This is a genomic window from Halomonas sp. LS-001, assembly GCF_052983955.1.
The window spans coordinates 1,340,839-1,364,757 of record NZ_CM129816.1; the positions used below are offsets into that span (position 1 = coordinate 1,340,839).

The window sequence follows — 23,919 nt, forward strand, 5'->3', positions numbered from 1 at the left end:
AGCGTCTCTCTTGCGTTGATTCACTCGTAAGAAGTTTCGAGTGTACTGAAAGCGTCAGAATCAGAAGGCGCTATCGCGTATTTTTTCGCTGATCAGTTCCAGCAATTCTCGTTGACTGCCCGCTTTGCGAAGCTGAACCCGAACGCTTACGTCATTCATGATGGTTGCAACCTGTCCAAGCAGTGCCAAGTGCGTATCGTCAGCTTCTTCGGGGACTAAAAGCACAAACACGAGATCAACAGGTTCGCCATCAATCGCATCGAAATCAACGGCTTCAGCCAGTTTCAGAAAACTGCCGATCGGTGTTGAACAGTGAGGGCTGCGAGCATGTGGAATGGCGACGCCATTGCCGATACCCGTGCTACCCAGCCGTTCACGACTGATCAGACGTCCAAAAACTTCTTGGCTGTCCAGGCTGGGCGTGTTCTGAGCAATAAAAGTGCTGAAAAATTCCAGTACGCGTTTTTTGCTACCCCCAGGGACATCATATAGGACGCGCTCTGGGGGCAAGATGGTTTCCAAAGTCATTAGATTACCGGACACCAGCGCCTTGGGCGCGCGCTTGTGCTTTTTCTTTATGTTTTACCAGCTGACGATCAATTTTATCTGCCAACGCATCAATTGCTGCGTACATATCGTTATCAGTGGCTTCGGCATGCAAGTCTGCGCCTGCCGCATGTAGGGTACATGCGGCTTGCTGACGCTCCTTTTCCACTGAAAGGGTAACCTGAACAGTGGTAATGTTGTCGTAGTGGCGCTCGACGCGTTCGAGTTTCTCGTTGACGTAATCGCGCAGGGCATCGGTCAGTTCTACATGGTGTCCAGTGATATTGACTTGCATTGAACGTACTCCTTTCCGTCGACTGTTCTTTGATTGTAACCCTTTTTTTTATTAAGCAAAGCCCTTTAGGTCAGTTTCCACTTATAGAAACGGTTTAAGGCGGTTCAGCTTAAGTGACGACGCTCGCTGGAAGAGGGAATTCCCATGGCTTCTCGATACTTGGCAACGGTACGGCGAGCAACCGTGATGCCATCTTCCTTGAGTAAAGCAACCAGCCGGCTATCGGAAAGCGGCTTGCGAGGCGGCTCTTCCTGAATCAGTTTTTTGATCCGTGCACGAATGGCGGTGCTGGAATGATGATCGCCATCCTGACTGCCGACGTGGCTTGAAAAAAAGTATTTAAGCTCAAACACACCGCGTGGCGTATGAATGAATTTTTGCGTGGTCACCCGGGAAATGGTGGATTCATGCATATCCACCGCATTGGCGATATCTGCAAGAATCAGCGGTTTCATTGCTTCTTCTCCATGTTCGAGAAAACCGATCTGACGAACAATAATTTCCTGGCCGACGCGAAGCAGGGTGTCATTGCGGCTGGATAGGCTTTTTATCAGCCAGCGCGCTTCCTGAAGATGATCCTTGAGGAACTGGTTATCATCACTTTTGTCGGCACGTTTAATTAAGCTGGCGTATTCTGGCTGGATTCGTAGCCTGGGCATTGCCTCAGGATTAAGGGTCAGATGCCAGCCTTGCTTGTCGTGATGTACGACGAGGTCTGGAATGACATAGCCGCTGGCGGTGCTACCAAAGGTGCTTCCAGGGCGTGGGTCAAGGCTACGTATCAGATGAATGACGGCGCCGAGCTGTTCATCATCCAGGTTTAACCGCCGCTTTAATGTGCGACTGTCATCTTTGCCAAGCACTTCCAGAAACTGCCGAACCAGCCGCTTGGCTGGCACAATCAACGGGGTGTCATCCGGTAATGCTGCCAGCTGAAGCATCAGGCATTCACGCAGGTCGCGGGCAAATACGCCAGTGGGTTCAAACTGTTGAAGGCGCAGCAGTACATTTTCGATATCACGTTGATGAATGCCTTCATGGGCGGTGGCCAGAAGGCTTTCGCGAACCTCATTCAATGACAGTGATAAATAACCGTTGCCATCGACAGCATCAATCAGGGTTTCGGCAATGAGCTGCTCACGAGCGGTGAAGTTGGTCATGGCCAGCTGCCATAACAGGTGGCCATGCAGGCTCTGTACCGTGGTGTCACGCTCGAAATCGGCGCCGTCATGGGTGTTGCTGGCGCTACTGGAATGAGCAACATCCTGATAGGTGTCCGACCAGTCACTGTCGACAGAGAGTTCGGTCGGAATATCATCCGACCAGTCGGCTTCCTTTGCCTCCTTGACGGCTTGCTCGCCAAACTCTTCTTCCTGCTCCAGCAGGGGATTGTTATCAAGTGCGTTCTGGATTTCCTGACGTAGATCCAGCGTCGACAGTTGCAGTAGCGCAATCGCCTGTTGCAACTGAGGCGTCATCGTCAGTTGAGTGCCAAGACGCAGTTGAAGGGACGCTTTCATGGCCATTCGTGAACCACCCGTGGCATGTAAAACCTTACCCTAAAAGCAGCCGCTGCCAAGCGCAAGTAGCAATAAGCATGCCATCAATAAAAAAGCTGGCAACAGACAGGGGAGGTGGCCGGATAAAATCAGAGCTTGAAGTCTTCGCCCAGATAAATATCACGGACCTGCTGGTTATCAAGAATCGTATCCGGGGAGCCGCTGGCAATAATGTGGCCATCGCCAACAATGTAAGCCGTATCACAGATATCGAGGGTTTCCCTGACGTTGTGGTCGGTAATCAGTACGCCAATATTGCGTGCTTTGAGAGCACGAATGATGGTCTTGATATCACCCACGGATATCGGATCGACACCTGCAAAAGGCTCATCGAGTAAAATGAAATGCGGATCAGTCGCCAGTGAGCGGGCAATTTCCACCCTGCGTCGCTCCCCACCCGATAAGCTCATGCCAATATTGTCGCGGATGTGTGTGATGTGGAAATCTTCCAGCAACTGCTCCAGAACGCTTTTGCGTTCGGTGCGCGAGAGTCCTTTACGGGTTTCCAGAATGGCCATGATATTGTCGCGAACGCTCAGCTTGCGAAAGATCGAGGCTTCCTGCGGAAGATAGCCAATCCCGGCAATAGCCCGTTCATGCATGGGCGCACGGGTCAGGTCGAGATCATCTATATACACTTTGCCTGCATCGGCTTTTACCAAACCGACAATCATATAAAACGACGTGGTCTTGCCCGCGCCATTAGGCCCGAGAAGGCCAACAATGCTGCCTTGGGCAATGTCCAGATTAATATCCTTGACCACCCGGCGACGTTTGTAGCTTTTGGCTAAGTGCCGTGCTGAGAGTGTTTTACCTTCACGGGCGGGCACTGACGCTGTTACATCATCAAAAGACACCGGCAGGCTCCTATTGCTGTTCAGGTTGAAGTGTCATGCGAATGCGCTGGTTCTCAGCGCCCTCGACATCAGAGCGTGCCTGAACAATGCCACGGTCAATGAAGTATTCCAGTCGGCCACCTGTGAAACGGTCGCCACCCTGACTAAGCTCGGCTTGATTGACCAGCTCTACGCGCCGCTCGGCAACATGGTAGATGATGCGTTGGGCGTGACCTTCGGTAATATCTTCCTGACCCTCAAAGCGGTTGCGGATATAAGCACGATCGCCAAGCGCTACCGCACGGGATAATTCGCCGTTGGCATTGCGCACAATTTCTACCCGAGCGCCGTTAAGGTGGAGGTCTCCCTGGCGAATGCGGACATCTCCACTGTAAACCGCTGTGCCGGCATTCTGGTCAATGTCGAGTTGATCAGCCTCTACTTCAACAGGGTCCCCAGGGGCTGCGTGCAATGTCTGAAAGCTTGCGATGCTAAGCAGCAGACTGAAAAATACACGATACATCAAACCGGTAATATTCATGGTGACTCCTTTTACGGGGCATTCTCGGTAGGGTGGTTGCCGTGTACGCCGCCGCTTAGCTGCAAGAGGTCTTTATTGAGCCATAAGTCCATGCGTTGGGCCTGAACGGATTGCGGTGGTTGTTCGAATAGTACGGGAACATCGCTGAACGCATGGGTCTCGGCGCTTATGTAGCTAAGTTGTTCAGTACTTAGCTGCCAGGTTTCCTGCGGTTCTCGCAGGCGCACCTCTCCGCTCAAGGTGAGTCGTGCTCCTTGGCTGTCGATTTGACCATGCTGCGCCTGGGCATGCCATTCGCGTTGCTGGTCATCCAGCAATAACGCGTAAGGCGATGTCAGCTGGGTCATGTTGTGCTGTGGCGTGTGCGTTAGTTGCTCTGCCGACAGACGCTGCGAGCGCTTGCCCTGATCGTTGTAAATCGTCAGGGTGGCATTCTCGACCACATGTCCGGGCTCTTCGGCACGGGCATCCTGATCGATTTTGGCGACGGGCGTTGTTCGCCAGTCCAGCCAGGCGAGCAGCCCGCCAAGGACTATTACAAGCCCCGCGAGCAAAAGCCGACGAAAGGAAACCATAGCGTCGCCACTGATCATTTACTTACGACCGTGCAGGTAGGTATCGAGAACGGCGCCCCAGTGACCTTGAGCTTCCATCAAGGCGTCGCAGATTTCGCGTACCGCCCCGTGGCCACCCAGGCGGTCAGTTACCCAGTCCGCATGAGTGTGCATGTAATCAGGGGCATTGGGTACGGCAATACCAACGCCTGAGCGCTTGATGGGGGCGAGGTCAGGCAGGTCGTCGCCGCAGTAAGCAACCTGATCCAGCTCTATTTGCAGGCGCTGACAGAGCTTTCGTAATGTGGATAGTTTGTCTTCGCAGCCTTGATAAACGTGCGTAATGCCCAAGGCTGCAGCGCGCTGGCTCACCATGGGGGAATCTCGCCCGGTAATGATTGCCACGTGCAAGCCCGCCCGTTTGAGCAGTTTTAGTCCTTGACCGTCCTGAGTATGGAACGCTTTAATTTCGATGCCATCCGCCTGGAAATACAGTCGGCCATCGGTCAGAACGCCATCCACGTCCATGGCAAATAGGCGCACGCGGCGCAGTTGGTCAACCAGATTGGCGGGTAAGGTCATACAGCCTCCATTTGAGGGGTGGTTGGCATATCGACTGAAAGAGAATGCTAGATAACACCACTGGCGAGCAAGTCATGCATATGTAGCGCGCCGATCGGGCGCTGCTCTTCATCCACAACGGCAAGGACGGTAATTTTGCTTTCTTCCATCAGGCGCACTGCCTCAGCTGCCAGAATGCTGGGGGAAATGCGCTTTCCGGGCCGAGTCATTACGTCATCGACAAGAATATCGCGTAAATCATGATGATCATCCAGTGTGCGGCGTAAATCACCATCGGTATAGACGCCAGACAGTCGGCCTTGGGCATCGGTGACGCAAGTAAACCCTAACCCTTTACGGGTGATTTCAATCAGAGCATCTCTCAAGGGGCTGCCCAGAGCAATGCAGGGCAGGCGTTCCCCGCTATGCATAACGTCTTTGACGCGTAAAAGCAGGCGTTTGCCCAGCGTGCCACCGGGATGTGAAAGGGCGAAATCTTCTGCTGTAAAACCGCGCGCTTCCAGCAGCGCAACCGCGAGGGCATCACCGAGGGCAAGTGCGGCCGTCGTTGAGCTGGTTGGTGCCAGGTCCAGTGGGCAGGCTTCACGTTCCACACCGCTATCCAGGTGAGCATCTGCGTGACGTGCCAGCGAGGAGTTAGGCCGCCCGGTCATGCTGATGAGCGGAACGCCGAGACGTTTCAGTAACGGCACTAATGCGGTCACTTCACTGGTTTCACCGGAGTTTGATAACGCCACGACAACATCACTGCGTGTGATCATGCCAAGGTCACCGTGGCTGGCTTCGCCAGGGTGGACAAAAAAGGCAGGGGTGCCGGTGCTGGCGAGTGTTGCTGCCAGCTTACCGGCGATATGGCCGGATTTCCCCATGCCGGTAACGACGACACGGCCTTTGCAGGCTAAGATCAGTTCGCAGGCATGGTCAAAATGCGTGTCCAGCTTGGCCTGTAGATTGCCAATCGCTTCCTTTTCTATCTGAAGTGTACGAAGCGCGCTTTCACGCATAAGGCTGGTTGACGGTGGTGTGGCATGAGACATGACGTAGCTCGACTGGCAATCGCAACTCGGTAAATGGACGACGTTAATATTAACATCTGCTGGTGACTTGCCGGATATAAATTCCTGTCATTATGGAACAATATTTGTTTTGGCAGTTTCAAAGTGAGTTAGGATACAATGTTCGATAATATTTTTGAACGCTATTGACGCCAGTGACAGGCTTGCCTTCTTTTCAGTCGCAGTATGTCGGGCGTTTTTGTGCACAAGGTGAGTGCCTGGTTTTTATATGACTGATTCTGCTTTCATTGAAATACAAGACCTGCGTTTTACGCGGGGAGAACACGAAATATTTCGTGGCGTAAACCTATCTATTCCATATGGCAAAGTGACCGCGATCATGGGGCCCAGTGGAACAGGTAAAACAACCTTGTTAAAGCTGATTGGTGGGCAGTTGACGCCAGATAGCGGCCGTATCCTGATTGATGGTCAGGATGTCAATACGCTCTCCAGAAAAGCTCTGTTCGGGCTACGCAAACGAATGGGGATGCTGTTTCAGAGCGGCGCTCTATTTTCTGACCTTAATGTCTTTGAAAACGTTGCGTTTCCGCTAAGAGTGCATACGGATTTGCCGGATGACATGGTGCGCGATATCGTGCTTTTGAAACTTCAGGCGGTTGGGTTGAGGGGGGCTAGAAACCTGATGCCATCAGAACTTTCCGGTGGTATGGCGCGCCGCGTTGCGCTGGCCCGCGCCGTGGCGCTTGACCCTGAACTGATTCTCTATGATGAGCCGTTCGTGGGGCAGGACCCTATCTCCATGGGCGTGCTGGTGCAGTTGATCAAACGTCTGAGTCAGGCGCTTGAGCTGACGTCGGTGGTGGTTTCTCATGATATCAAGGAAACGCTCAGTATCGCTGATTACCTCTACTTGATTGCTGATGGCGAAATCGTCGCTCATGGAACGCCGGAAATGCTGGATGTTCATGAAGACCCGCGTGTTGAGCAGTTTATGCATGGTCAACCGGATGGGCCGGTGCCGTTTCATTATCCGGCGCGGCCCTTTCAGGACGATATTCTTAATGATGGTGCAACCACAAGGATTGGCTAGATGGATGCAAATTTTTCCCACGCCATTGCCCGGATTGCAAAGCTAGGCCGTAGAGGCTGTGATCTGATGGAGGCGCTTGGGCGTGCCGGCCTGTTTTTATGGCAGTCGGCCGTTGGCGTGCCTTCGCGAGAGGGCTGGCGGTTATGGATACAGCAAATGCATTTTGTGGGCGTGCTGTCGCTGGCAATTGTGCTGGTGTCGGGGCTGTTTATCGGCATGGTGATCTCGTTGCAGGGATTTACCATTCTGGTCGATTTCGGTGCTGAGCAGGCGCTTGGGCAAATGGTGGCGTTATCGCTACTGCGAGAATTGGCGCCGGTGGTGGCGGCTCTGCTGTTTGCCGGGCGTGCAGGCTCGGCGTTGACCGCTGAAATCGGTTTGATGAAGGCCACCGAGCAGTTGTCGAGTATGGAAATGATCGGTGTGGACCCATTACGCCGCGTAGTGGCGCCTCGGCTTTGGGCCGGCTTTGTCTCGTTACCTCTTCTGACTATTGGTTTTAGCGTGGTGGGCATCTGGGGTGGATACCTAGTGGGTGTCCAGTGGCTGGGCGTGTTTGAAGGGTCATACTGGAGCAACATGCAAGCCAGCGTTAATTTTCTCAATGACGTGGGTAACGGCATGATCAAAAGCCTTGTGTTTGCTGTCGTTGTCACGTGGATTGCCGTTTTTCAGGGATATGACCTGGTGCCGACGTCAGAGGGTATTTCCCGTGCGACAACGCGCACCGTGGTGTACTCCTCTCTGGCTGTGCTGGGGCTGGATTTTGTCTTGACTGCCGTGATGTTTGGCGGCCTTTAACGTTGGAGTATATACATGAAACGCAGTAAAACCATGGAGTTGGGGGTTGGCCTTTTCATGTTGGCCGGTATCGTCGGGCTGATTTTTCTTGGTCTTAAAGTGAGTGGCCTGTCACTTTCTTCTTCAACGCAGACATTTCACCTGGAAGCCAACTTTGCCAATGCCGGCAGTCTCAAGCCGCGCGCACGCGTCACGATGGCAGGGGTTACCGTCGGGCGAGTGGAGTCGATTGAGCTGGATAAGCAGTGGTACGACGCGCGAGTCACGCTGAAACTAGATAGCCAGCTTGAAGGGCAGCTTAGCCGGGATTCAACGGCTGCCATCCTGACAGCGGGTCTGTTAGGCGAACAATACATTGGATTGAGCATAGGCGGTGACCCTGAAATGCTCGAGGATGGCGATACGATAAGAGATACCCAATCTGCGTTGGTTCTGGAGGAGTTGATACAACAATTTGTTTCCAGTATGGCGAACGGTTGATGCGATCAGATGTCTTATCAGCCAGCTGTATGGCAAATGAATCAGCACTTTTGAATCAGTAGGTTAAAAGGGAATATTATGATGAAGTTTCGTGATGATGGATATCGCAAGGTGGGGCTCTGGAGCATCGCTTTTTTTGCTCTCTGGTTAATGTGGGTGCCTGCCGCCAGTGCTCAGACGTCAGGTCCTGAAGAGGTCGTTCGTCAGAACATCGACTCCTTTATGGGTGAGCTTGAATCGCGCAAGAGCTACTACGCCGATAATGTCGGTGAGTTGAAAGAGCTGGTTGATGAAAACCTCGATAACGTCGCCGACTTCCGTTATATCGGTGCTAGCGTGATGGGGAGTTATTTCCGTAATGCGACGCCTGAACAACGCAGCAAATTTGTGGACGTGTTCCGCCAGACGCTGATTGATACGTATACGCGCGGTCTGGTGACCTTTGACTACGATGAAATTCGTGTGATGGACAATCAGCGCGCTCAGCGTTATGACGACCAGGCCAGTGTGGATATGGAAATCGTCGCCACCAACGGTAGTGTCTATCCGGTTAGTTACAGCCTGCGCTTGTCTGATGGCGAGTGGCGGGTCGTGAATGTGATTGTTAATGGTATTAATCTTGGTCTGACTTTCCGTAACCAGTTCGATCAGGCGATGCGCGAGAACAACCGTGACTATGATGCGGTGATTGACGGCTGGGCACCTTCGGTAGGTGTTGACGAGTTGGAGCAGGGAGGAGGCGCGTGAGCATTCTGTTTTCCCATCAGGGTGTCCAGTTGGAGCAGCGTGGCGATGCCCTGTGGGTTAGCGGTGATGTTGACGCAACAACGGCGGCAGGCGTGGCCGCCGCCGGAAATCAATGGCTGGCAGGTACCGCCAGCCGAGAACTGAGCATCAGCTTTGAAGAGGTTGGCAAAGCGAGTAGCGCGGCCCTGAGTATTTTATTGCAGTGGGTGCGCACCTGTCGCCATCGGCAGATTGCGCTTCTGTCTGTTGCTTTATCCCCGCCCCTTAAGCGCCTGGCTGACCTTGCTGAACTGGATGCGTTACTAGACTTCTCCGCTTCTTCTTCCTCCGCTTCCTCCTCCGGGTCAGCTGGTTGAGTATGTCAACTGAGAGCCGCTGTCAGTAACATGGGGCAAAGTGGCTGTTGAGCCTTTTGTGTTTTACGAGAGCAATCGCCAAAGCGGTTGCTTTTCTTTATCATAGACAACAGATTTTCCGCCGTTTCCAACAGGAGTTTGCATATGCAACCGAGCGAAGTGAAAGCGCTGCTAGAGTCCCGCTTAGACGGATGTGAGTTTTTTATCCAGGGAGAAGGCTGCAATTTTCAGGTGACGGCGGTTGGCGACGTGTTTGATGGTCTTATGCCGGTCAAGCGTCAGCAGTTGGTTTACGGTGCTTTGAGTGACGAGATTGCGTCGGGCGCTCTTCACGCAATCAGTATCAAAACCTTTACCCCGGCACAGTGGGGAAATGCGCCTGAGAGCGCTCAATAACGGCAGGTTTTATGGATAAATTACTGATTACAGGCAACGGAAATGTAGACGGAGAGGTCTGGGCCAGTGGTGCCAAAAATGCCGCTCTTCCGATTCTGTGTGCCAGCCTTCTGGCTGATGGCCCCGTGGTAATTGGCAACTTGCCTCACCTGCAGGATATTACCACCACACTTGAGCTGTTGGGCAGGATGGGCGTTGAGCCGATCATGGGCGATAAAATGACCATTGAGCTTGATGGTTCCCAGGTAACGCATTGCCATGCGCCTTATGAACTCGTCAAGAAAATGCGCGCATCCATTCTGGTGCTGGGTCCTTTGCTTGCGCATTTTGGTCATGCTGATGTATCGCTGCCGGGCGGCTGCGCGATTGGTTCGCGTCCTGTGGACCTTCACATTCGCGGCCTGGAAGCCATGGGAGCTGAAATCCGCGTAGAGAACGGTTATATACGTGCTCGGGTTGATAAGCGCCTCAAGGGAGCGACAATTTTCTTCGATACGGTGACGGTCACCGGCACGGAAAATCTGTTAATGGCAGCGACCCTGGCTGAAGGCACCACCGTGCTTGAAAATGCTGCTCGTGAGCCTGAAATCGTTGACCTGGCCGAGTGCCTGATCAAGATGGGAGCCAACATTCGTGGTCATGGAACTGACACCATAGTGATTGAAGGTGTCGAGCGTCTGCATGGCTGTCAACATGATGTCATGCCAGATCGTATCGAAACGGGTACTTTTCTGGTGGCCGCGGCCATGAACCGTGGTCGAGTGAGAGTGACTCGCACCCGAGCGGATATTCTGGAAGCGGTTCTGGCCAAGCTCGAAGAGGCTGGTGCTTCGATAACAGCGGGCGATGACTGGATTGAGCTGGACATGCACGGTAAACGGCCGAAAGCGGTTAACCTGCGTACAGCGCCGTATCCTGCTTTCCCGACTGACATGCAGGCCCAGTTTGTCGCCATGAATGCCGTAGCGGAAGGTAGCTCACGGGTGGTTGAAACCATCTTTGAAAACCGCTTTATGCATGTTCAGGAGCTTATCCGAATGGGGGCTGACATCACCCTTGAAGGAAATGCTGCGCTGATTAATGGTGTTGAAAAGCTCTCCGGGGCACCGGTGATGGCAACAGATCTGCGCGCTTCTGCCTCGCTGGTGATTGCTGCCATGATGGCAGAAGGGGATACCCTGGTGGATCGCATCTACCACATTGATCGTGGTTACGAATGCATTGAAGAGAAACTTCAGCAGTTAGGAGCGCGAATTCGTCGTATTCCAGGCTGAGTCATGTACTAACCATTGGCAATCATGATGAGTAAGCAACTGATTTTAGCGCTCTCCAAAGGGCGGATTCTGCAGGAAACCTTGCCACTATTGGCTGACGCCGGTATTTCGCCGTTGGAAGACCTGGATAAAAGCCGCAAGCTATTATTCGATACCAACCTGCCGAATGTTAGACTGGTAGTGATTCGTGCCACGGATGTACCCACCTATGTGCAACTGGGTGCCGCCGACCTCGGTGTGGCGGGCAAGGATGTTTTGCTGGAACATGGTGCGCAGGGGCTTTACGAGCCGCTTGATCTGAATATCGCTCGTTGCAAACTGATGACAGCGGGGATTAAAGGCGAATTACCTGCCAGAGCGCGTCGTCGAGTGGCGACCAAGTTTGTCAACGTTGCTCGCCAGTATTACGCCGCTCAGGGAATTCAGGCAGAAGTCATCAAGCTTTACGGTGCGATGGAGCTTGCGCCGTTGATGAACTTGGCTGACGAAATCGTCGATATTGTAGATACCGGTAATACTCTGCGTGCGAATGGTATGGAACCACGCGAACTGATTGCTTCCATCAGTACTCGTCTGGTTGTCAATAAAGCTGCCATGACCATGAAACACCGTCAGATCAAGCCGCTTCTTGAGCGCTTGCAGGCAGCGGTGACTGAACGTCAAAGCGTCGCCACTAGCGACTGACAAACCCACAAGAGGTCGTCATGAGCGAAATTATGAAAGCGCCACTGGTGGCGCGTTTCTCTACAAGCGACGCTGATTTTGGTCAGCGTCTTGATGCCTTGCTGGATTGGGACGGCGTATCGGATCGTGCGGTACAGCAGCGTGTGGAAGACATTCTTCACCAGGTCAAGCAACATGGCGACTCTGCTGTAGTGGAGGCAACGAATCGCTTCGACCGTCTCTCTGTCTCCTCTATGCAAGAGCTGTGTTTAACGCCGGAACAGCTGGAAACGGCTTACAACGCGCTGCCTGACGCTCAGCGTGAAGCGCTTTCCGTTGCCGCAGAGCGTATTCGCCGTTATCACGAGCATCAAAAACCTGCTTCATGGCAGTATACGGAAGATGATGGCACCGTGCTCGGGCAGCAGGTCATGCCGCTGGACCGTGCCGGCATCTATGTGCCGGGTGGTAAGGCAGCTTACCCTTCATCGGTACTGATGAATGCCATTCCTGCTCATGTGGCGGGCGTAAGGGAGATCGTCATGGTGGTGCCGACGCCGGACGGGATTCTTAACGATATGGTGCTGGCGGCGGCTCATCTGGCCGGGGTGGATTACGTGTTTACCATTGGCGGGGCACAGGCGATCGCTGCCTTGGCTTATGGTACCGAAAGCGTTCCACGGGTGGATAAGATCGTCGGTCCTGGCAATATCTACGTGGCAACGGCCAAGCGTGCCGTCTTCGGCCAGGTCGGCATTGACATGATTGCCGGCCCATCAGAAATTCTGGTGGTTTGCGATGGACAAACGGATCCTGACTGGATTGCCATGGATCTTTTTTCCCAGGCGGAGCATGACGAAGATGCCCAGGCCATATTGGTCAGCTGGAATAGCGAGCATCTGAGTGCCGTAGAGGAGGCGATTGAGCGATTGATGCCGACGCTGGAACGCCAGGACATTATTCGTGCCTCGATGAGTAAGCGTGGTGCATTGATCGAATGTAAGGATCAGGAAGACGCCCTGGCATTGATCAATCGGATAGCGCCCGAGCATCTGGAACTCTCCGTTTCGGAGCCCGAGGCATGGTTAGCGGATATACGCCATGCCGGGGCCATTTTCATGGGGCGTTATACGGCTGAAGCGCTAGGTGATTATTGTGCCGGGCCGAATCACGTTCTGCCGACGTCTGGCACCGCGCGTTTTTCATCGCCATTGGGCGTGTACGATTTCCAGAAGCGTTCATCGATTATTCACTGTTCAGCACAAGGGGCGAATACGTTGGGAGAAATTGCCTCCGTGCTGGCAAGAGGAGAGTCCTTAACGGCGCATGCGCGCTCAGCGGAGTATCGTCTGAAGCGCTAGCGACCCGTATCAATTGACAGGCCACCGCAAGGTGGCCTGCTGCGTTTTATGTCGAGATAGTACGGTGAGATAGTATCTAGAGATTGGTATATCGAGATAATAGACAGGTCTCTACCGGATTCGCTTATTTGAGACGTCTTTGTGGTTCAGCAGTATCGTCTACCGGCACTGCTGGAATGGGGCGTTCTGCGACTTCAAGCGTCAGATCCTCGCGCTCGCCGTTTCTGACAATAGTGACAGGCAGGCGTGTGCCAGGCTTGATGGCGGCGATGCTGCTCATGGTTGCACGTGCATCCAGGACAGGTTGGCCATCAACGGCAAGCAGCACATCGCCAGCTTGTAGCCCTGCTGTGTCAGCAGGGCCCCCCTTGCTGACACCGGCAACAATCATGCCCTGCGGGTTGCGTAAGCCGAATGAAGCCGCCAGCTCTCTTGAAAGTGTCTGGGCTTCAATGCCTAGCCAGCCGCGTATGACACGCCCCTGGGTGACTAATTCGTTCAAAACGCTATGTGCCAGATTGGCGGGAATGGCAAAGCCGATTCCTTGGGACCCCCCCGAGCGAGAAAATATAGCGGTATTGATTCCCACCAGTGCACCGTTGGGATTAATAAGTGGTCCACCTGAATTGCCGGGATTAATCGCGGCATCGGTCTGAATGAAATCTTCATAGGCGTTAATGCCAAGATGGCTACGCCCAGTCGCGCTGATAATGCCCATGGTCACTGTCTGCCCGACCCCAAAGGGGTTGCCGATGGCTAGCGCGACATCGCCAACCGCCGCATTTTCAGAGTTGCTCAGTTCTATTACGGGCAGGTTGTCCAGTGGAATACGTAACACGGCCAAATCACTTTCCGGGTCGGTGCCAATCACTTCGGCGATCGATTCCCGGCCATCACGTAAGGCGACCTGGATTTTGTCTGCGCCGTTGATGACATGATGGTTGGTCAATACGTAACCATCTGCACTGACAATGACCCCGGAGCCCAGGCTGGATAACATGCGTTGCTGGCTGGTCGCGTCGTCGCCATTAAAAAACTGTTCGAAAAAAGGATCCGAACGCAATGGGTGCTCGTCACGATTAGCAGCGCGTGACGAATAAATATTGACCACTGCCGGTGCCGCAGTGTTGACGGCATGTGAATAGCTGACCGAACCTGTTTCACGGTTTAATGGCTCTGCCTGTTGAACTTCGGGTAGCGGGCGCTGAGGCGTATTTTGCATGCCCACTGTTGAGACAAAGGCTTTGTCTTCTGAGCGAGGTTCGGTTGATACATTGTCCTGGTGAGCAAACGGGTTGGGAATCTTTTCGGGGAAAAATGCCAGTAACAACACCGCCAGCAATATACCGATGATCACTGGTCCAATGTGCGACCCTAAATAGCGTTGCATGGAATTTTCCTTGCAGTTAAGTATTCAGTTGGTGCGAGTTAAATGGTGAGAAGCAGCAAGATCGATCAGAAAGCGCTTAATTCAATGAGGACATCATAACATTTCATCCAGGAAATTTACGCATCGTCATGATCGGATTCGACGTTGGCCAAAAAAAGCGGCAATGTTGATGCTTCTCAACTCAGTTGAAGGAAAATGCAATGATTGAACGTGATCCACTCGTCGCAGCTTGCCATCAGGAGCTTAATGCCTCTCGATTTAAGGATTACACCCTGAATGGTCTGCAGGTGGAGGGAGGCCATGAAATCAGGCGAGTGCTAAGTGGGGTGACGGCTTGCCAGGCGCTGCTTGATGAGGCCGTTGCATGGAAGGCTGATGCGGTGCTGGTGCATCATGGATATTTCTGGAAAAACGAGCCGGTAGCGTTGACCGGTATGAAACGTTCTCGGATCAAGACGTTGCTGGCCAATGATATCAATTTGCTGGCGTATCATTTGCCTCTCGATGCACACCCGACGCTGGGCAATAATGCGCAGCTTGCCAAACGGTTGGGCTGGCAGTTCGAGCGCTGCCTGGATGGTGAACTCGGGGAAGGGTTGTTATGGCTGGGTCATGATCCTCAGCGGCGAACGGTGGACGAACTTACGGAGCACATGGCGCGCGTATTGAGCCGTTCTCCCTTGGTTATCGAGTCACCGACAGGGGCTCAATGTATTGAACGCATCGCATGGTGCACGGGCGGGGCACAGGACATGATAACTGAGGCTTTTGAAGGAGGAGCGCAAGCATTTGTTTCAGGTGAGATATCTGAGCGTACCACGCACCTTGCACGTGAGATGGGGATACATTACTTTGCTGCCGGACATCATGCCACCGAGCGCTATGGCGTAGAATCGTTAGGTGAGTGGTTGGCGGAGCGCTTTGCGATCGAACATCGTTTTGTGGATATCGACAACCCCGCTTGATGCGGGGAGTAAGAGATTTGAGTTAAATCAGTAGCGAGGGGGCTGAGGGGGCTGCGCACGTTCTTTCAGCCCAAAATCTTCTGAGAGCGTGCCGCTCTTGCCGTCAGCGTAATCGCGCGGTACTCCGGCGGTCGGCGTCTCTGTGCTTTCTGGGGCAATGCCAGCCTTCTCATTGGGTGCGTCGATGTCGCTGAAATCAAGGTGTTGTAATGTTTCATCGTCCAGCTGCCAGTGTGTTGCTTCCTGAGTCAGCTGCTGCTCCAGTTCGGCCGTCATGTTACGCATCATGGTAATGTGCTTATGGGTATCAATAAGATGTGCTCCCATGCGCGCTTTAAGTTCAGTTACCTGGCGCTCACTTTCCAGCAGTCGTTGCTGCATCTGGATGCCATCACGATGGCTCTTGCTGACAAGGCGGTATCCGACGATGCCAACGATGATGCCGATCACGACGCCTGATAACGCAAAGATTAATTCATAACTTGATTCCACTCTTCTCTCCTAGCGTCCGGGAGTGCAATGTGTCGGTCATACTGACCCATCTTCTAATGTAAGACTATTATAGGCGCCACAGCGCCATGTTGGTCAATCCACGATGTGCTTTATTGCGCGTCAGCGTTTAAACTCTTCTTTTATTAATGCTCGACGTCAAACGGATTGCGTCGAATCTCGCTTGCCATGTCGGTGGTGATCTGCCTCTTGTGTGCGAGATCTCATCGATTATTACCTATGGAGACACTGTGACACGACTTGCAACTCCCATAGAACGTTACCGCGCTGATTTGCAACGTGAGGATTTTCAGTACGATGCGGCCCAGCAAGCAGCGGTTGAACACCTGCAACGACTCTATGATGACCTTGTTGCGGTAACATCGCCTCCACGCGAGGAAATGCGTGTCGGTAAAAGCCTTAAATCCCGTATGGCTGGATGGTTTGGTAAGAGTGGCGATACGCCCAGTGTAGGTGAGCCCTCTTTTACCGGGCTTTATTTCTGGGGTGGTGTCGGTAGAGGGAAGACGTATCTGGTGGATACCTTTTACGAATCCTTGCCTTTTTCCGACAAGATGCGTACCCATTTTCATCGGTTTATGCAGCGTGTTCATAACGAGTTGAATCACTATAAAGGTGAAAAAAATCCTCTTGAGCTGATCGCCGGTAAATTTGCGGCAGAAGCTCGGGTGATTTGTTTCGATGAGTTTTTTGTCAAAGACATCACCGATGCGATGATTCTGGCTAATTTGCTGGAAGCCCTGTTTGAAAGGGGGGTCGTTCTGGTGGCAACCTCCAATATTGTGCCAGATGAGTTGTACAAGGATGGTTTGCAACGAGCGCGTTTTATCCCTGCTATCACACTGCTTAACCAGCATTGTGAGATAGTGAATGTTGATTCAGGAATCGATTACCGTTTACGGGCGCTTGAGCGCGCTGAGATATTCCACTCACCGCTGGATGATGACGCTGAAGTCGAACTAATGCGCAGCTTTCGTGAGATATCAGGCCATGAAGGCGAGGTTGATGTGCCGCTGGACGTGAATCATCGCACCATTCAGGCCAGACGAGTGCATGATGACGTGATCTGGTTTGACTTTCTTGATCTCTGCGATGGTCCTCGTAGTCAGAATGACTACATTGAGATTGCCAGAGAGTTTCATACCGTTCTTGTGTCCAACGTGGTGCAGATGGGGAGTGAGAAAGAAGATCAGGCCCGGCGATTCATCAATATGGTGGATGAATTCTATGACCGTGGTGTTAAGTTACTGATGTCGGCAGAAGTGGCCATCAGTGATTTATATACCGATGGAAAACTGAATTTTGAGTTTCAGCGTACCTTGTCTCGGCTGCAGGAGATGCAATCCCATGAGTATCTGGCATTAGCCCACAAGCCATGAAACGTGGTAGCTGAAAGCATGCAAAAAAACGCGGCTAAGGCTTAACTTGTATAGGCGACTCCTGTAGTATGTGCCCTCGCTTGATGTTGCCGTTGAGTGTTCGTTGTTAGTCACTTACACGGCAACCAAAAAAAATAGGGATGGTGCATTGCCTGCTCAGCAGGTAGTTAGCACCCAATAAACTTTAATTGGTGATTTCATCCATGAAGACGTTCAGTGCTAAGCCGCAGTCCGTCCAGCGCGACTGGTATGTTGTCGATGCTACGGACAAGACGCTCGGTCGTCTGGCTACCGAAATTGCTCGCCGCCTGCGCGGTAAGCATAAACCCGAATTTACGCCTCACGTTGATACCGGCGACTACATCGTCGTGATCAATGCTGAGAAAGTGCATGTCACGGGTAACAAGGCTAACGCCAAGACCTACTATCGCCACACAGGCTACCCAGGTGGTCTGCGTTCCATGACATTTGACAAGATGCTTGATCATGCGCCTGAGCGCATCATCGAATCCGCTGTTAAAGGCATGTTGCCGAAGGGTCCGCTTGGTCGTGCCATGTACACGAAACTTAAAGTCTATGCTGGCGCCGAGCATCCGCACACTGCACAGCAGCCGCTTGAACTGAACATTTAAGGAAATCTTCGCCATGACACAGCAGTATTACGGTACCGGGCGCCGCAAGACTTCCACCGCCCGCGTCTTTCTGAAGCCGGGTTCCGGCAAGATCACTGTCAACAACCGTGAGTTGGACCAGTATTTTGGTCGTGTTACCGGTCGTATGGTCGTTCGTCAGCCGTTAGAACTTACCGACACCCTTAACCAGTTCGACGTTTATGTGACGGTCGAAGGTGGTGGTGGTTCTTCACAGGCTGGGGCAATTCGCCACGGTATTACTCGTGCGCTGATGGTCTACAATGAAGATCTGCGTCCGGCGCTGCGTGAAGCAGGTTATGTAACGCGTGATGCACGCCAGGTTGAGCGTAAGAAAGTCGGTCTTCGTAAGGCTCGTCGCCGTCCTCAGTTCTCCAAGCGTTAATTTCAGCGTCATTCTGTATAACGCTCAGGTCATGCGCCTGGGCGTTTTTTTATGCAATATCATAAAGTTACATATCGTCTACCACCATGGTCAATGGCGGTTGTCCTTGTGTAAAGCGCTTTGTTTTTTTAACATAGACTGTATTTGATATTCGTCGTCACATTATTCTTTTGTGGCGGTACGGGTAAGCTGATGGGAGAAACCAGAAATGGCAGATAACGGCGTAAACAAAGGTCGGCGCCGCTTCCTTGTTGGTGCCACCTCCGTAGTGGGTGCGGTGGGCGCTGTTGGGGTTGCGGTTCCCTTTGTGGCTTCTTGGCAGCCAAGTGCCAAGGCGAGGGCGGCGGGTGCGCCTATACAGGCAGATATTTCCAAGCTCGAAGTCGGGCAGCGCATGACAGTGGAATGGCGAGGAAAGCCCGTATGGATTATTCGTCGCACTGCGGAAATGAACGAGCGTACTGAGTCTGTGGATGCAAGTACTCTTGCTGACCCGAATTCTGAGGTGCCGCAACAGCCCTCTTATGTAACGGGCCCTCTGCGCTCTATCAAAGAGGACATTGGCGTGTTGATTGGCATCTGTACTCACCTGGGCTGTTCACCACTTTACCGCCCGGAACCTGATGCTGAAGGCGTGGGAGTTGATAACTGGCCGGGTGGTTTCTTCTGTCCTTGCCATGGTTCCCGCTTTGATTTGGCTGGGCGCGTCTATACCGGTGTGCCTGCACCTACTAACCTCGAAGTGCCGCCGTATCGCTTCGAGAACGACGATACGATTATCGTCGGCGAAGATGAGGAGGCTGCCTGATGGCTAATCCAAACAAGGCGAAAGCGGAAAGCGGTATCATGCGCTGGGTTGATGACCGCTTTCCTGCCACGCAGATGATGCAGGACCATCTGACAAAATATTACGCCCCCAAGAACTTCAATTTCTTTTATCTCTTTGGTGTGCTGGCCCTTTTGGTTCTGATTAACCAGATTCTGACCGGCGTATGGCTAACCATGAGCTACAACCCTTCCGCTGAAGGCGCTTTTGCTTCCGTGGAATACATCATGCGTGATGTTGAGTGGGGCTGGTTGATTCGCTACATGCACACGACAGGTGCATCAGCGTTTTTTGTGGTGATATATCTGCATATGTTCCGCGCTCTTATGTATGGTTCTTATAAGGCGCCGCGCGAACTGGTGTGGATTTTTGGCATGACCATTTACCTGGCGCTGATGGCCGAAGCATTTATGGGTTATCTGCTTCCATGGGGGCAAATGTCCTATTGGGGTGCTCAGGTCATCATCTCGCTGTTCTCGGCTATTCCAGCCATTGGCCCAGATCTCGCCCAATGGGTACGTGGCGACTTTCTGATCTCCGGGATTACGTTGAACCGCTTCTTTGCATTGCACGTTGTTGCTTTGCCAATCGTTATTCTGGCATTGGTTGTGCTGCATATTATTGCCCTGCACGAGGTGGGTTCCAATAACCCTGACGGTATTGACATCAAGCAGAAGAAAGATGAAACCGGTAAGCCGCTTGATGGTATTGCCTTCCACCCTTACTACACGGTCAAAGACCTGGTTGGTATTGCTATTTTCCTGTTTGTTTTCTGTATTGTGGTTTTCTACTTCCCTGAAGGTGGCGGATACTTTATTGAAAAACCCAACTTTGAGCCTGCCAACCCTCTGGTAACGCCGGATCACATCGCGCCAGTCTGGTACTTCACACCGTTTTACGCCATTCTAAGGGCGATTACATTTTCTGTGTTCGGGCTTGACGCCAAGTTTTTAGGTGTGCTTTTCATGGGTGGCGCTATTGCTATCCTGTTTGTGCTGCCATGGCTTGATCGTAGCCCGGTACGCTCAATGCGCTATAAGGGGTGGATTTCCAAGGTGATGCTGGCGTTGTTTGCTGTCAGCTTTGTGATACTTGGGGTGCTGGGTGTGTTGCCGTCAACAGAAGGGCGCACTATTTTGGCTCAGTTATGTACGGCTATTTACTTTGCTTTCTTCCTGCTGATGCCAATCTATACCAAGCTGGAGAAGACTAAACCCGTTCCGGAAAGGGTGACTGGCTAATGAAAAAACAACTATTTGCACTGCTGTTTGCACTGCTTCCCGTAACGGCGATTGCGGCAGGCGCTGCCAGTGTTCCGTATCATATGGATCCTGATCTGTCTAACAAGCAATCCTTGCAGAATGGCATGAAGCTCTATGTCAACTACTGCATGGGATGCCACTCGCTTGAGCATCAGCGTTTTGCACGTTCGGCAGAGGATCTGAATATCCCGCAGGATCTCGTCGAGCAGAACCTGATCTTTTCACCGGATCTGGCATTCAATGACCAGATGCAAATTGCCATGCATAGTGCAGATGGCGAATCCTGGTTTGGTGTGGCACCGCCTGATCTTTCGCTAATGAGCCGCTTACGTGGTGAGGATTACATCTATTCTTACCTGTTAAGCTTCTACCGTGATGCAGGTCAGCCACTTGGTGTGAACAATACGGTGCTGGAAGCCTCGGCAATGCCTAATGTCCTGGAGCCTTTGCAAGGTGTTCAAGAAATGGTCTGCACCGAAACGGATCAACCTGTGAATGGTGGGGAGCTTGACCCCTTGACGGGCAAGTACCAGTCTTGTGGGGTACTTGAGGTAACTCAGCCGGGCACCATGGAGGAAGATGAATTCGAAACGGCGGTTTATGACCTTACCAACTTCCTGTCCTATGTTGGTGAACCTTCCAAGCTTCAGGCGCAGGCGTTGGCGCCTAAAGTGTTAATCTTCATTTTCATTTTCGGTGTGATTGCTTACTTCCTGAAACGTGAGTACTGGCGCGATGTTCACTAAATGGTAGTAAGTTAGATAGATTTAGGCAGCCAGAAGGGCGTGCGACAATTGTTGTCGTACGCCCTTTGCGTATTGATGGTGTGAACCAGGCGGTTGCTTTCCCCACCCATCCTGGTTGCGTGTTATAATATCAAGTTGATTTTGAAGCGAGGATGATTTCATGGGTGTTGTGGCCAAACGGTCGTCGATGATTTTCTATTCAGGTAATGATGATCATTTTAGTCATCGTGTGCGTATTGTATTAGCGGAAAAAGGCGTAACGGTGGATATCGTCGATGTGAACGATGAGCAGCCACCGGAAGAGCTTGCCGAGCTGAATCCCTATAACAGCGTGCCAACGTTGTTGGATCGCGACCTCGTGCTTTATGAATCCAAGGTGATGATGGAGTATCTGGATGAGCGTTTTCCGCATCCTCCGCTGTTACCTGTCTATCCTGTTGCACGTGCGCAAAGTCGTTTGTGGATGCACCGTGTTGAGCGTGAATGGTGCCCGCTGGTGGATACTATTCGTACCGGGACCAAAAAAGAGGCAGACAAGGCGCGTAAAGAGTTGCGCGAAAGTCTGATCGGTATTTCGCCTATTTTTGAAGATATGCCGTTCTTTATGAGTGATGAATTTACACTCGTTGATTGCTGTCTGGCGCCTATTCTCTGGCGACTACCCGACCTCAATATTGAACTGCCAGAGAAGCAGGTGCAGCCATTGATTAATTACATGACGCGTGTTTTTGAGCGTGAAGCATTTCAGGCCGCGCTGAACGAATTTGAAAAAGAAATGCGTGCTTAATACACATTCACTTCTCTGCTGATACGTCAGTGGAGAAGGCCATTAACAGGGGAGTGAGATGCGCTCTAGTCGTCCCTATCTGGCAAGAGCACTTTATGAGTGGCTGGTGGATAATGAATTAACACCCTATCTCGTTGTCGATGCCAGCTTGCCTGGTGTCGAAGTGCCAAGACAGTTTGTCCAGAACGGTCAAATTGTACTTAATGTTGCGCCAACGGCGGTTCGTGATCTGTATATGGAAAACCAGGCCATCGGGTTTAGTGCTCGATTTGGCGGTCACTCCATGCAGGTGATGATTCCAATACCTGCTCTGATTGCCATCTATGCCAGAGAAAACGGCGCGGGTATGGTGTTTGGTCATGAGCCAGAGCTGGATGAGCCAGAGTTGGATGCGCCTGACACTGAGACCGAAGCGTCTGAAAGCTCTGCGCAGGTAGACGCAGAGCCTTCAGAAAAAGAGCATAAGCAACCTGCACTATCGATTGCCGAATCTACGCCAGTTTCTGAGCAGAATGATAAAAGCGGAAAGCATTCGGACACAAAAGACTCGGATGCTCGCTCTTCAAAGTCCAAGAAGAAGCCAACGCTGCGCGTCATTAAATAGTTTATGCCGGATAAAAGATGATCATAAAAAAGCCTCAGAATCTGAGGCTTTTTTATTAATTACTATCAATGTCTTTGCGTTGCATTGCTTCAGTCGAGATAGTCAAACACCTTGACGATACGCTGAACACCTCGAACGGTAGATACTTCATTAACAATCATATCCGCTTCAGAACGCGCCACCATACCCATCAGGTAGACGCTGGCATTTTCAGTCGTGACTTCAATTTTGGAAGAATCGATGCGGTTATTGGTGGCAAGCTGGCTCACCACATTAGTGGTTATCCAGCTATCGGTCAGGCGTTGCGAGGCCGGTAGCGTTGCAGCAATCGCCAGCTCGTTATGCACTTTACTGACGCCGCGAATATCCTGAGTGACCTGTGCTGCGAGAGAGCGTAACTCCTCACTGGGAACCTGGCCAATCAGTAGCACTTCTCCGTTAAATGCATGCGCTTTGATGCGGGCTTCAGCAAGACGGCCATCAGCTTGATTGAGTGCACGTTCCACCTCGGTTGCAATGGTTTTATCAATGGCTTCTACGTCGCTTGAGCGTGTGCCGTAGTTATTGGGGTTGTGTGCGGTCTGTGTGGCGCAACCCGCCAACAACATTACGCCAGCCATGATGATAGCCAGATAGAAATGCGAGGAAAAAAGTCGAGACATGTTAAAACTCCTGTAAATTACGTTGATAATAAAGCGTCCATTGACAATAAAACAAGTCACATTGTTCCGCCAAAGAGCTGTTCGTCTATAAGGTCGCAAAGGCAATGGATAACAAGAAGATGAACTTCCTGAATACGGGCAGTGGATGTGGCGGGCACGCGAATTTCACAATCATCCTGGCCGAGCAATGATGCCATATTACCGCCATCTCTGCCCGTCAGGGCAACAATCGCCATATCTCGATCATGAGCTGCCTGAATGGCTTGCACAATATTCGCCGAATTGCCGCTGGTTGAGATGGCGAGCAGAATGTCACCCGGCTGCCCTAATGCTCTAATCTGTTTGGAGAACACCTCATTATAACTGTAGTCATTAGCGATTGAGGTAAGAGCGGAGGTGTCAGTGGTTAATGCCAATGCGGGCAGGCTAGGGCGTTCACGCTCAAAGCGATTAAGAAGCTTTGACGAGAAATGCTGACTGTTGTCGGCGCTACCGCCGTTGCCGCAGGAGAGGATTTTGCCTTCGCTGACAAGGCACTGCACCATCATCTGACTGGCGACCTCAATAAACGGAGGCAGAACTTCACTGGCATAGGTTTTAGTGTCAATGCTGTCGTTAAAATGACTGATTATCCGAGACTGAAAGTCCATCTGGCC

General features: G+C 52.1%; 30 protein-coding genes. 18 read left to right on the forward strand and 12 right to left on the reverse strand.

Translation table 11 applies throughout. The features are described from left to right. Window positions 1–60 precede the first annotated feature (60 nt). The 8 genes from ACU6TU_RS05930 to ACU6TU_RS05965 all read right to left on the reverse strand — a co-directional run bounded on the left by ACU6TU_RS05930 (window position 61) and on the right by ACU6TU_RS05965 (window position 5,950). Window positions 61–528, reverse strand: a complete 468-nt coding sequence (locus ACU6TU_RS05930; RefSeq protein WP_447143642.1) for a PTS sugar transporter subunit IIA — start codon at window positions 526–528, stop codon at window positions 61–63. Between the two features lie 4 nt (window positions 529–532). Beyond that, window positions 533–841: a ribosome hibernation-promoting factor, HPF/YfiA family gene (gene hpf, locus ACU6TU_RS05935; protein WP_447143643.1), complete on the reverse strand. Its 309-nt coding sequence runs from the start codon at window positions 839–841 to the stop codon at window positions 533–535. Between the two features lie 104 nt (window positions 842–945). After that, entirely contained in the window at window positions 946–2,367 is a 1,422-nt protein-coding gene (locus tag ACU6TU_RS05940) for an RNA polymerase factor sigma-54 (RefSeq protein ID WP_447143644.1), read from the reverse strand. A gap of 122 nt (window positions 2,368–2,489) precedes the next feature. Beyond that, a complete protein-coding gene (gene lptB / locus ACU6TU_RS05945) occupies window positions 2,490–3,257 on the reverse strand; it encodes an LPS export ABC transporter ATP-binding protein (RefSeq protein WP_447143645.1) in 768 nt (255 codons plus the stop codon). A 10-nt stretch (window positions 3,258–3,267) separates the two neighbouring features. Next, complete coding sequence (gene lptA, locus ACU6TU_RS05950) at window positions 3,268–3,777, reverse strand: lipopolysaccharide transport periplasmic protein LptA (protein ID WP_447143646.1); 510 nt, start codon at window positions 3,775–3,777, stop codon at window positions 3,268–3,270. 11 nt (window positions 3,778–3,788) lie between these two features. Further along, entirely contained in the window at window positions 3,789–4,352 is a 564-nt protein-coding gene (gene lptC, locus ACU6TU_RS05955; RefSeq protein WP_447143647.1) for an LPS export ABC transporter periplasmic protein LptC, read from the reverse strand. A gap of 18 nt (window positions 4,353–4,370) precedes the next feature. Next, on the reverse strand, window positions 4,371–4,913 hold the full coding sequence (locus ACU6TU_RS05960) for a KdsC family phosphatase (RefSeq protein WP_447143648.1): 543 nt from the start codon (window positions 4,911–4,913) through the stop codon (window positions 4,371–4,373). 47 nt (window positions 4,914–4,960) lie between these two features. Beyond that, window positions 4,961–5,950 carry a KpsF/GutQ family sugar-phosphate isomerase gene (locus ACU6TU_RS05965; RefSeq protein WP_447143649.1) on the reverse strand — a complete coding sequence of 330 codons (990 nt, stop codon included), beginning with the start codon at window positions 5,948–5,950 and terminating at the stop codon, window positions 4,961–4,963. A gap of 247 nt (window positions 5,951–6,197) precedes the next feature. Between ACU6TU_RS05965 and ACU6TU_RS05970 the strand changes: the two genes are divergently transcribed. The 9 genes from ACU6TU_RS05970 (at window position 6,198) to hisD (ending at window position 13,097) form a co-directional block, all read left to right on the forward strand. Beyond that, window positions 6,198–7,019 carry an ABC transporter ATP-binding protein gene (locus ACU6TU_RS05970; RefSeq protein WP_447143650.1) on the forward strand — a complete coding sequence of 274 codons (822 nt, stop codon included), beginning with the start codon at window positions 6,198–6,200 and terminating at the stop codon, window positions 7,017–7,019. Beyond that, window positions 7,020–7,820 (forward strand): lipid asymmetry maintenance ABC transporter permease subunit MlaE, encoded by an 801-nt coding sequence (gene mlaE / locus ACU6TU_RS05975; protein WP_447143651.1) that lies wholly within the window; start codon window positions 7,020–7,022, stop codon window positions 7,818–7,820. 15 nt (window positions 7,821–7,835) lie between these two features. Next, window positions 7,836–8,300 carry an outer membrane lipid asymmetry maintenance protein MlaD gene (gene mlaD, locus ACU6TU_RS05980; RefSeq protein ID WP_447143652.1) on the forward strand — a complete coding sequence of 155 codons (465 nt, stop codon included), beginning with the start codon at window positions 7,836–7,838 and terminating at the stop codon, window positions 8,298–8,300. 150 nt (window positions 8,301–8,450) lie between these two features. Next, window positions 8,451–9,047 (forward strand): MlaC/ttg2D family ABC transporter substrate-binding protein, encoded by a 597-nt coding sequence (locus tag ACU6TU_RS05985; protein ID WP_447144193.1) that lies wholly within the window; start codon window positions 8,451–8,453, stop codon window positions 9,045–9,047. Then, complete coding sequence (locus ACU6TU_RS05990; RefSeq protein ID WP_447143653.1) at window positions 9,044–9,403, forward strand: STAS domain-containing protein; 360 nt, start codon at window positions 9,044–9,046, stop codon at window positions 9,401–9,403. The genes ACU6TU_RS05985 and ACU6TU_RS05990 overlap by 4 nt, the downstream gene beginning before the upstream one ends. 144 nt (window positions 9,404–9,547) lie before the next feature. Continuing rightward, on the forward strand, window positions 9,548–9,799 hold the full coding sequence (locus ACU6TU_RS05995) for a BolA family protein (protein ID WP_447143654.1): 252 nt from the start codon (window positions 9,548–9,550) through the stop codon (window positions 9,797–9,799). A gap of 11 nt (window positions 9,800–9,810) precedes the next feature. After that, window positions 9,811–11,073: a UDP-N-acetylglucosamine 1-carboxyvinyltransferase gene (murA, locus tag ACU6TU_RS06000; RefSeq protein ID WP_447143655.1), complete on the forward strand. Its 1,263-nt coding sequence runs from the start codon at window positions 9,811–9,813 to the stop codon at window positions 11,071–11,073. A gap of 27 nt (window positions 11,074–11,100) precedes the next feature. Next, window positions 11,101–11,757 carry an ATP phosphoribosyltransferase gene (gene hisG, locus ACU6TU_RS06005; RefSeq protein ID WP_447143656.1) on the forward strand — a complete coding sequence of 219 codons (657 nt, stop codon included), beginning with the start codon at window positions 11,101–11,103 and terminating at the stop codon, window positions 11,755–11,757. Between the two features lie 20 nt (window positions 11,758–11,777). Further along, a complete protein-coding gene (hisD, locus tag ACU6TU_RS06010; protein WP_447143657.1) occupies window positions 11,778–13,097 on the forward strand; it encodes a histidinol dehydrogenase in 1,320 nt (439 codons plus the stop codon). 124 nt (window positions 13,098–13,221) lie between these two features. On the opposite strand, the gene ACU6TU_RS06015 is transcribed toward hisD, so the two are convergent. Continuing rightward, window positions 13,222–14,487, reverse strand: a complete 1,266-nt coding sequence (locus tag ACU6TU_RS06015) for a Do family serine endopeptidase (protein WP_447143658.1) — start codon at window positions 14,485–14,487, stop codon at window positions 13,222–13,224. 200 nt (window positions 14,488–14,687) lie between these two features. Here ACU6TU_RS06015 and ACU6TU_RS06020 point away from each other — a divergent pair, with 200 nt between their 5' ends. Further along, window positions 14,688–15,452: a Nif3-like dinuclear metal center hexameric protein gene (locus tag ACU6TU_RS06020; RefSeq protein WP_447143659.1), complete on the forward strand. Its 765-nt coding sequence runs from the start codon at window positions 14,688–14,690 to the stop codon at window positions 15,450–15,452. 27 nt (window positions 15,453–15,479) lie between these two features. Here ACU6TU_RS06020 and ACU6TU_RS06025 read toward each other — a convergent pair whose 3' ends face one another. Then, window positions 15,480–15,944, reverse strand: coding sequence for a ZapG family protein (locus ACU6TU_RS06025; protein WP_447143660.1), 465 nt, complete (start codon window positions 15,942–15,944; stop codon window positions 15,480–15,482). Between the two features lie 248 nt (window positions 15,945–16,192). Between ACU6TU_RS06025 and zapE the strand changes: the two genes are divergently transcribed. The 8 genes from zapE to ACU6TU_RS06065 all read left to right on the forward strand — a co-directional run bounded on the left by zapE (window position 16,193) and on the right by ACU6TU_RS06065 (window position 22,601). Continuing rightward, window positions 16,193–17,341 (forward strand): cell division protein ZapE, encoded by a 1,149-nt coding sequence (zapE, locus tag ACU6TU_RS06030; RefSeq protein ID WP_447143661.1) that lies wholly within the window; start codon window positions 16,193–16,195, stop codon window positions 17,339–17,341. 203 nt (window positions 17,342–17,544) lie between these two features. Next, the gene (gene rplM / locus ACU6TU_RS06035; RefSeq protein ID WP_447143662.1) at window positions 17,545–17,973 is read left to right on the forward strand and encodes a 50S ribosomal protein L13; all 429 of its coding nucleotides are present in this window, start codon (window positions 17,545–17,547) and stop codon (window positions 17,971–17,973) included. Window positions 17,974–17,986: 13 nt separating this feature from the next. Next, window positions 17,987–18,376, forward strand: a complete 390-nt coding sequence (gene rpsI, locus ACU6TU_RS06040) for a 30S ribosomal protein S9 (RefSeq protein WP_171701370.1) — start codon at window positions 17,987–17,989, stop codon at window positions 18,374–18,376. A 208-nt stretch (window positions 18,377–18,584) separates the two neighbouring features. Further along, the gene (gene petA, locus ACU6TU_RS06045; protein ID WP_447143663.1) at window positions 18,585–19,184 is read left to right on the forward strand and encodes a ubiquinol-cytochrome c reductase iron-sulfur subunit; all 600 of its coding nucleotides are present in this window, start codon (window positions 18,585–18,587) and stop codon (window positions 19,182–19,184) included. Next, window positions 19,184–20,443 (forward strand): cytochrome b, encoded by a 1,260-nt coding sequence (locus ACU6TU_RS06050; protein WP_447143664.1) that lies wholly within the window; start codon window positions 19,184–19,186, stop codon window positions 20,441–20,443. Before petA ends, ACU6TU_RS06050 begins: the two co-directional genes overlap by 1 nt. Then, window positions 20,443–21,210: a cytochrome c1 gene (locus ACU6TU_RS06055; RefSeq protein WP_447143665.1), complete on the forward strand. Its 768-nt coding sequence runs from the start codon at window positions 20,443–20,445 to the stop codon at window positions 21,208–21,210. Before ACU6TU_RS06050 ends, ACU6TU_RS06055 begins: the two co-directional genes overlap by 1 nt. A 160-nt stretch (window positions 21,211–21,370) precedes the next feature. Then, window positions 21,371–21,997, forward strand: coding sequence for a stringent starvation protein SspA (gene sspA, locus ACU6TU_RS06060; protein ID WP_447143666.1), 627 nt, complete (start codon window positions 21,371–21,373; stop codon window positions 21,995–21,997). A gap of 58 nt (window positions 21,998–22,055) precedes the next feature. Then, entirely contained in the window at window positions 22,056–22,601 is a 546-nt protein-coding gene (locus ACU6TU_RS06065; RefSeq protein ID WP_447143667.1) for a ClpXP protease specificity-enhancing factor, read from the forward strand. A gap of 89 nt (window positions 22,602–22,690) precedes the next feature. On the opposite strand, the gene ACU6TU_RS06070 is transcribed toward ACU6TU_RS06065, so the two are convergent. Both ACU6TU_RS06070 and ACU6TU_RS06075 read right to left on the reverse strand, forming a co-directional pair. Further along, a complete protein-coding gene (locus ACU6TU_RS06070) occupies window positions 22,691–23,263 on the reverse strand; it encodes a BON domain-containing protein (RefSeq protein WP_447143668.1) in 573 nt (190 codons plus the stop codon). A 56-nt stretch (window positions 23,264–23,319) separates the two neighbouring features. Beyond that, window positions 23,320–23,913 carry a phosphoheptose isomerase gene (locus tag ACU6TU_RS06075; protein WP_447143669.1) on the reverse strand — a complete coding sequence of 198 codons (594 nt, stop codon included), beginning with the start codon at window positions 23,911–23,913 and terminating at the stop codon, window positions 23,320–23,322. Window positions 23,914–23,919: the final 6 nt, after the last annotated feature.

Coding starts and splice junctions, on each gene's coding strand:
- ACU6TU_RS05930 (WP_447143642.1), bottom strand. CDS start 528: ATGACTTTGGAAACCATCTTGCCCCCAGAGCGCGTCCTATATGATGTC.
- hpf (WP_447143643.1), bottom strand. CDS start 841: ATGCAAGTCAATATCACTGGACACCATGTAGAACTGACCGATGCCCTG.
- ACU6TU_RS05940 (WP_447143644.1), bottom strand. CDS start 2,367: ATGGCCATGAAAGCGTCCCTTCAACTGCGTCTTGGCACTCAACTGACG.
- lptA (WP_447143646.1), bottom strand. CDS start 3,777: ATGAATATTACCGGTTTGATGTATCGTGTATTTTTCAGTCTGCTGCTT.
- lptC (WP_447143647.1), bottom strand. CDS start 4,352: ATGGTTTCCTTTCGTCGGCTTTTGCTCGCGGGGCTTGTAATAGTCCTT.
- ACU6TU_RS05960 (WP_447143648.1), bottom strand. CDS start 4,913: ATGACCTTACCCGCCAATCTGGTTGACCAACTGCGCCGCGTGCGCCTA.
- ACU6TU_RS05965 (WP_447143649.1), bottom strand. CDS start 5,950: ATGTCTCATGCCACACCACCGTCAACCAGCCTTATGCGTGAAAGCGCG.
- ACU6TU_RS05970 (WP_447143650.1), top strand. CDS start 6,198: ATGACTGATTCTGCTTTCATTGAAATACAAGACCTGCGTTTTACGCGG.
- mlaE (WP_447143651.1), top strand. CDS start 7,020: ATGGATGCAAATTTTTCCCACGCCATTGCCCGGATTGCAAAGCTAGGC.
- mlaD (WP_447143652.1), top strand. CDS start 7,836: ATGAAACGCAGTAAAACCATGGAGTTGGGGGTTGGCCTTTTCATGTTG.
- ACU6TU_RS05985 (WP_447144193.1), top strand. CDS start 8,451: ATGTGGGTGCCTGCCGCCAGTGCTCAGACGTCAGGTCCTGAAGAGGTC.
- ACU6TU_RS05995 (WP_447143654.1), top strand. CDS start 9,548: ATGCAACCGAGCGAAGTGAAAGCGCTGCTAGAGTCCCGCTTAGACGGA.
- murA (WP_447143655.1), top strand. CDS start 9,811: ATGGATAAATTACTGATTACAGGCAACGGAAATGTAGACGGAGAGGTC.
- hisG (WP_447143656.1), top strand. CDS start 11,101: ATGAGTAAGCAACTGATTTTAGCGCTCTCCAAAGGGCGGATTCTGCAG.
- hisD (WP_447143657.1), top strand. CDS start 11,778: ATGAGCGAAATTATGAAAGCGCCACTGGTGGCGCGTTTCTCTACAAGC.
- ACU6TU_RS06015 (WP_447143658.1), bottom strand. CDS start 14,487: ATGCAACGCTATTTAGGGTCGCACATTGGACCAGTGATCATCGGTATA.
- ACU6TU_RS06020 (WP_447143659.1), top strand. CDS start 14,688: ATGATTGAACGTGATCCACTCGTCGCAGCTTGCCATCAGGAGCTTAAT.
- rplM (WP_447143662.1), top strand. CDS start 17,545: ATGAAGACGTTCAGTGCTAAGCCGCAGTCCGTCCAGCGCGACTGGTAT.
- rpsI (WP_171701370.1), top strand. CDS start 17,987: ATGACACAGCAGTATTACGGTACCGGGCGCCGCAAGACTTCCACCGCC.
- petA (WP_447143663.1), top strand. CDS start 18,585: ATGGCAGATAACGGCGTAAACAAAGGTCGGCGCCGCTTCCTTGTTGGT.
- ACU6TU_RS06050 (WP_447143664.1), top strand. CDS start 19,184: ATGGCTAATCCAAACAAGGCGAAAGCGGAAAGCGGTATCATGCGCTGG.
- ACU6TU_RS06055 (WP_447143665.1), top strand. CDS start 20,443: ATGAAAAAACAACTATTTGCACTGCTGTTTGCACTGCTTCCCGTAACG.
- sspA (WP_447143666.1), top strand. CDS start 21,371: ATGGGTGTTGTGGCCAAACGGTCGTCGATGATTTTCTATTCAGGTAAT.
- ACU6TU_RS06065 (WP_447143667.1), top strand. CDS start 22,056: ATGCGCTCTAGTCGTCCCTATCTGGCAAGAGCACTTTATGAGTGGCTG.
- ACU6TU_RS06070 (WP_447143668.1), bottom strand. CDS start 23,263: ATGTCTCGACTTTTTTCCTCGCATTTCTATCTGGCTATCATCATGGCT.
- ACU6TU_RS06075 (WP_447143669.1), bottom strand. CDS start 23,913: ATGGACTTTCAGTCTCGGATAATCAGTCATTTTAACGACAGCATTGAC.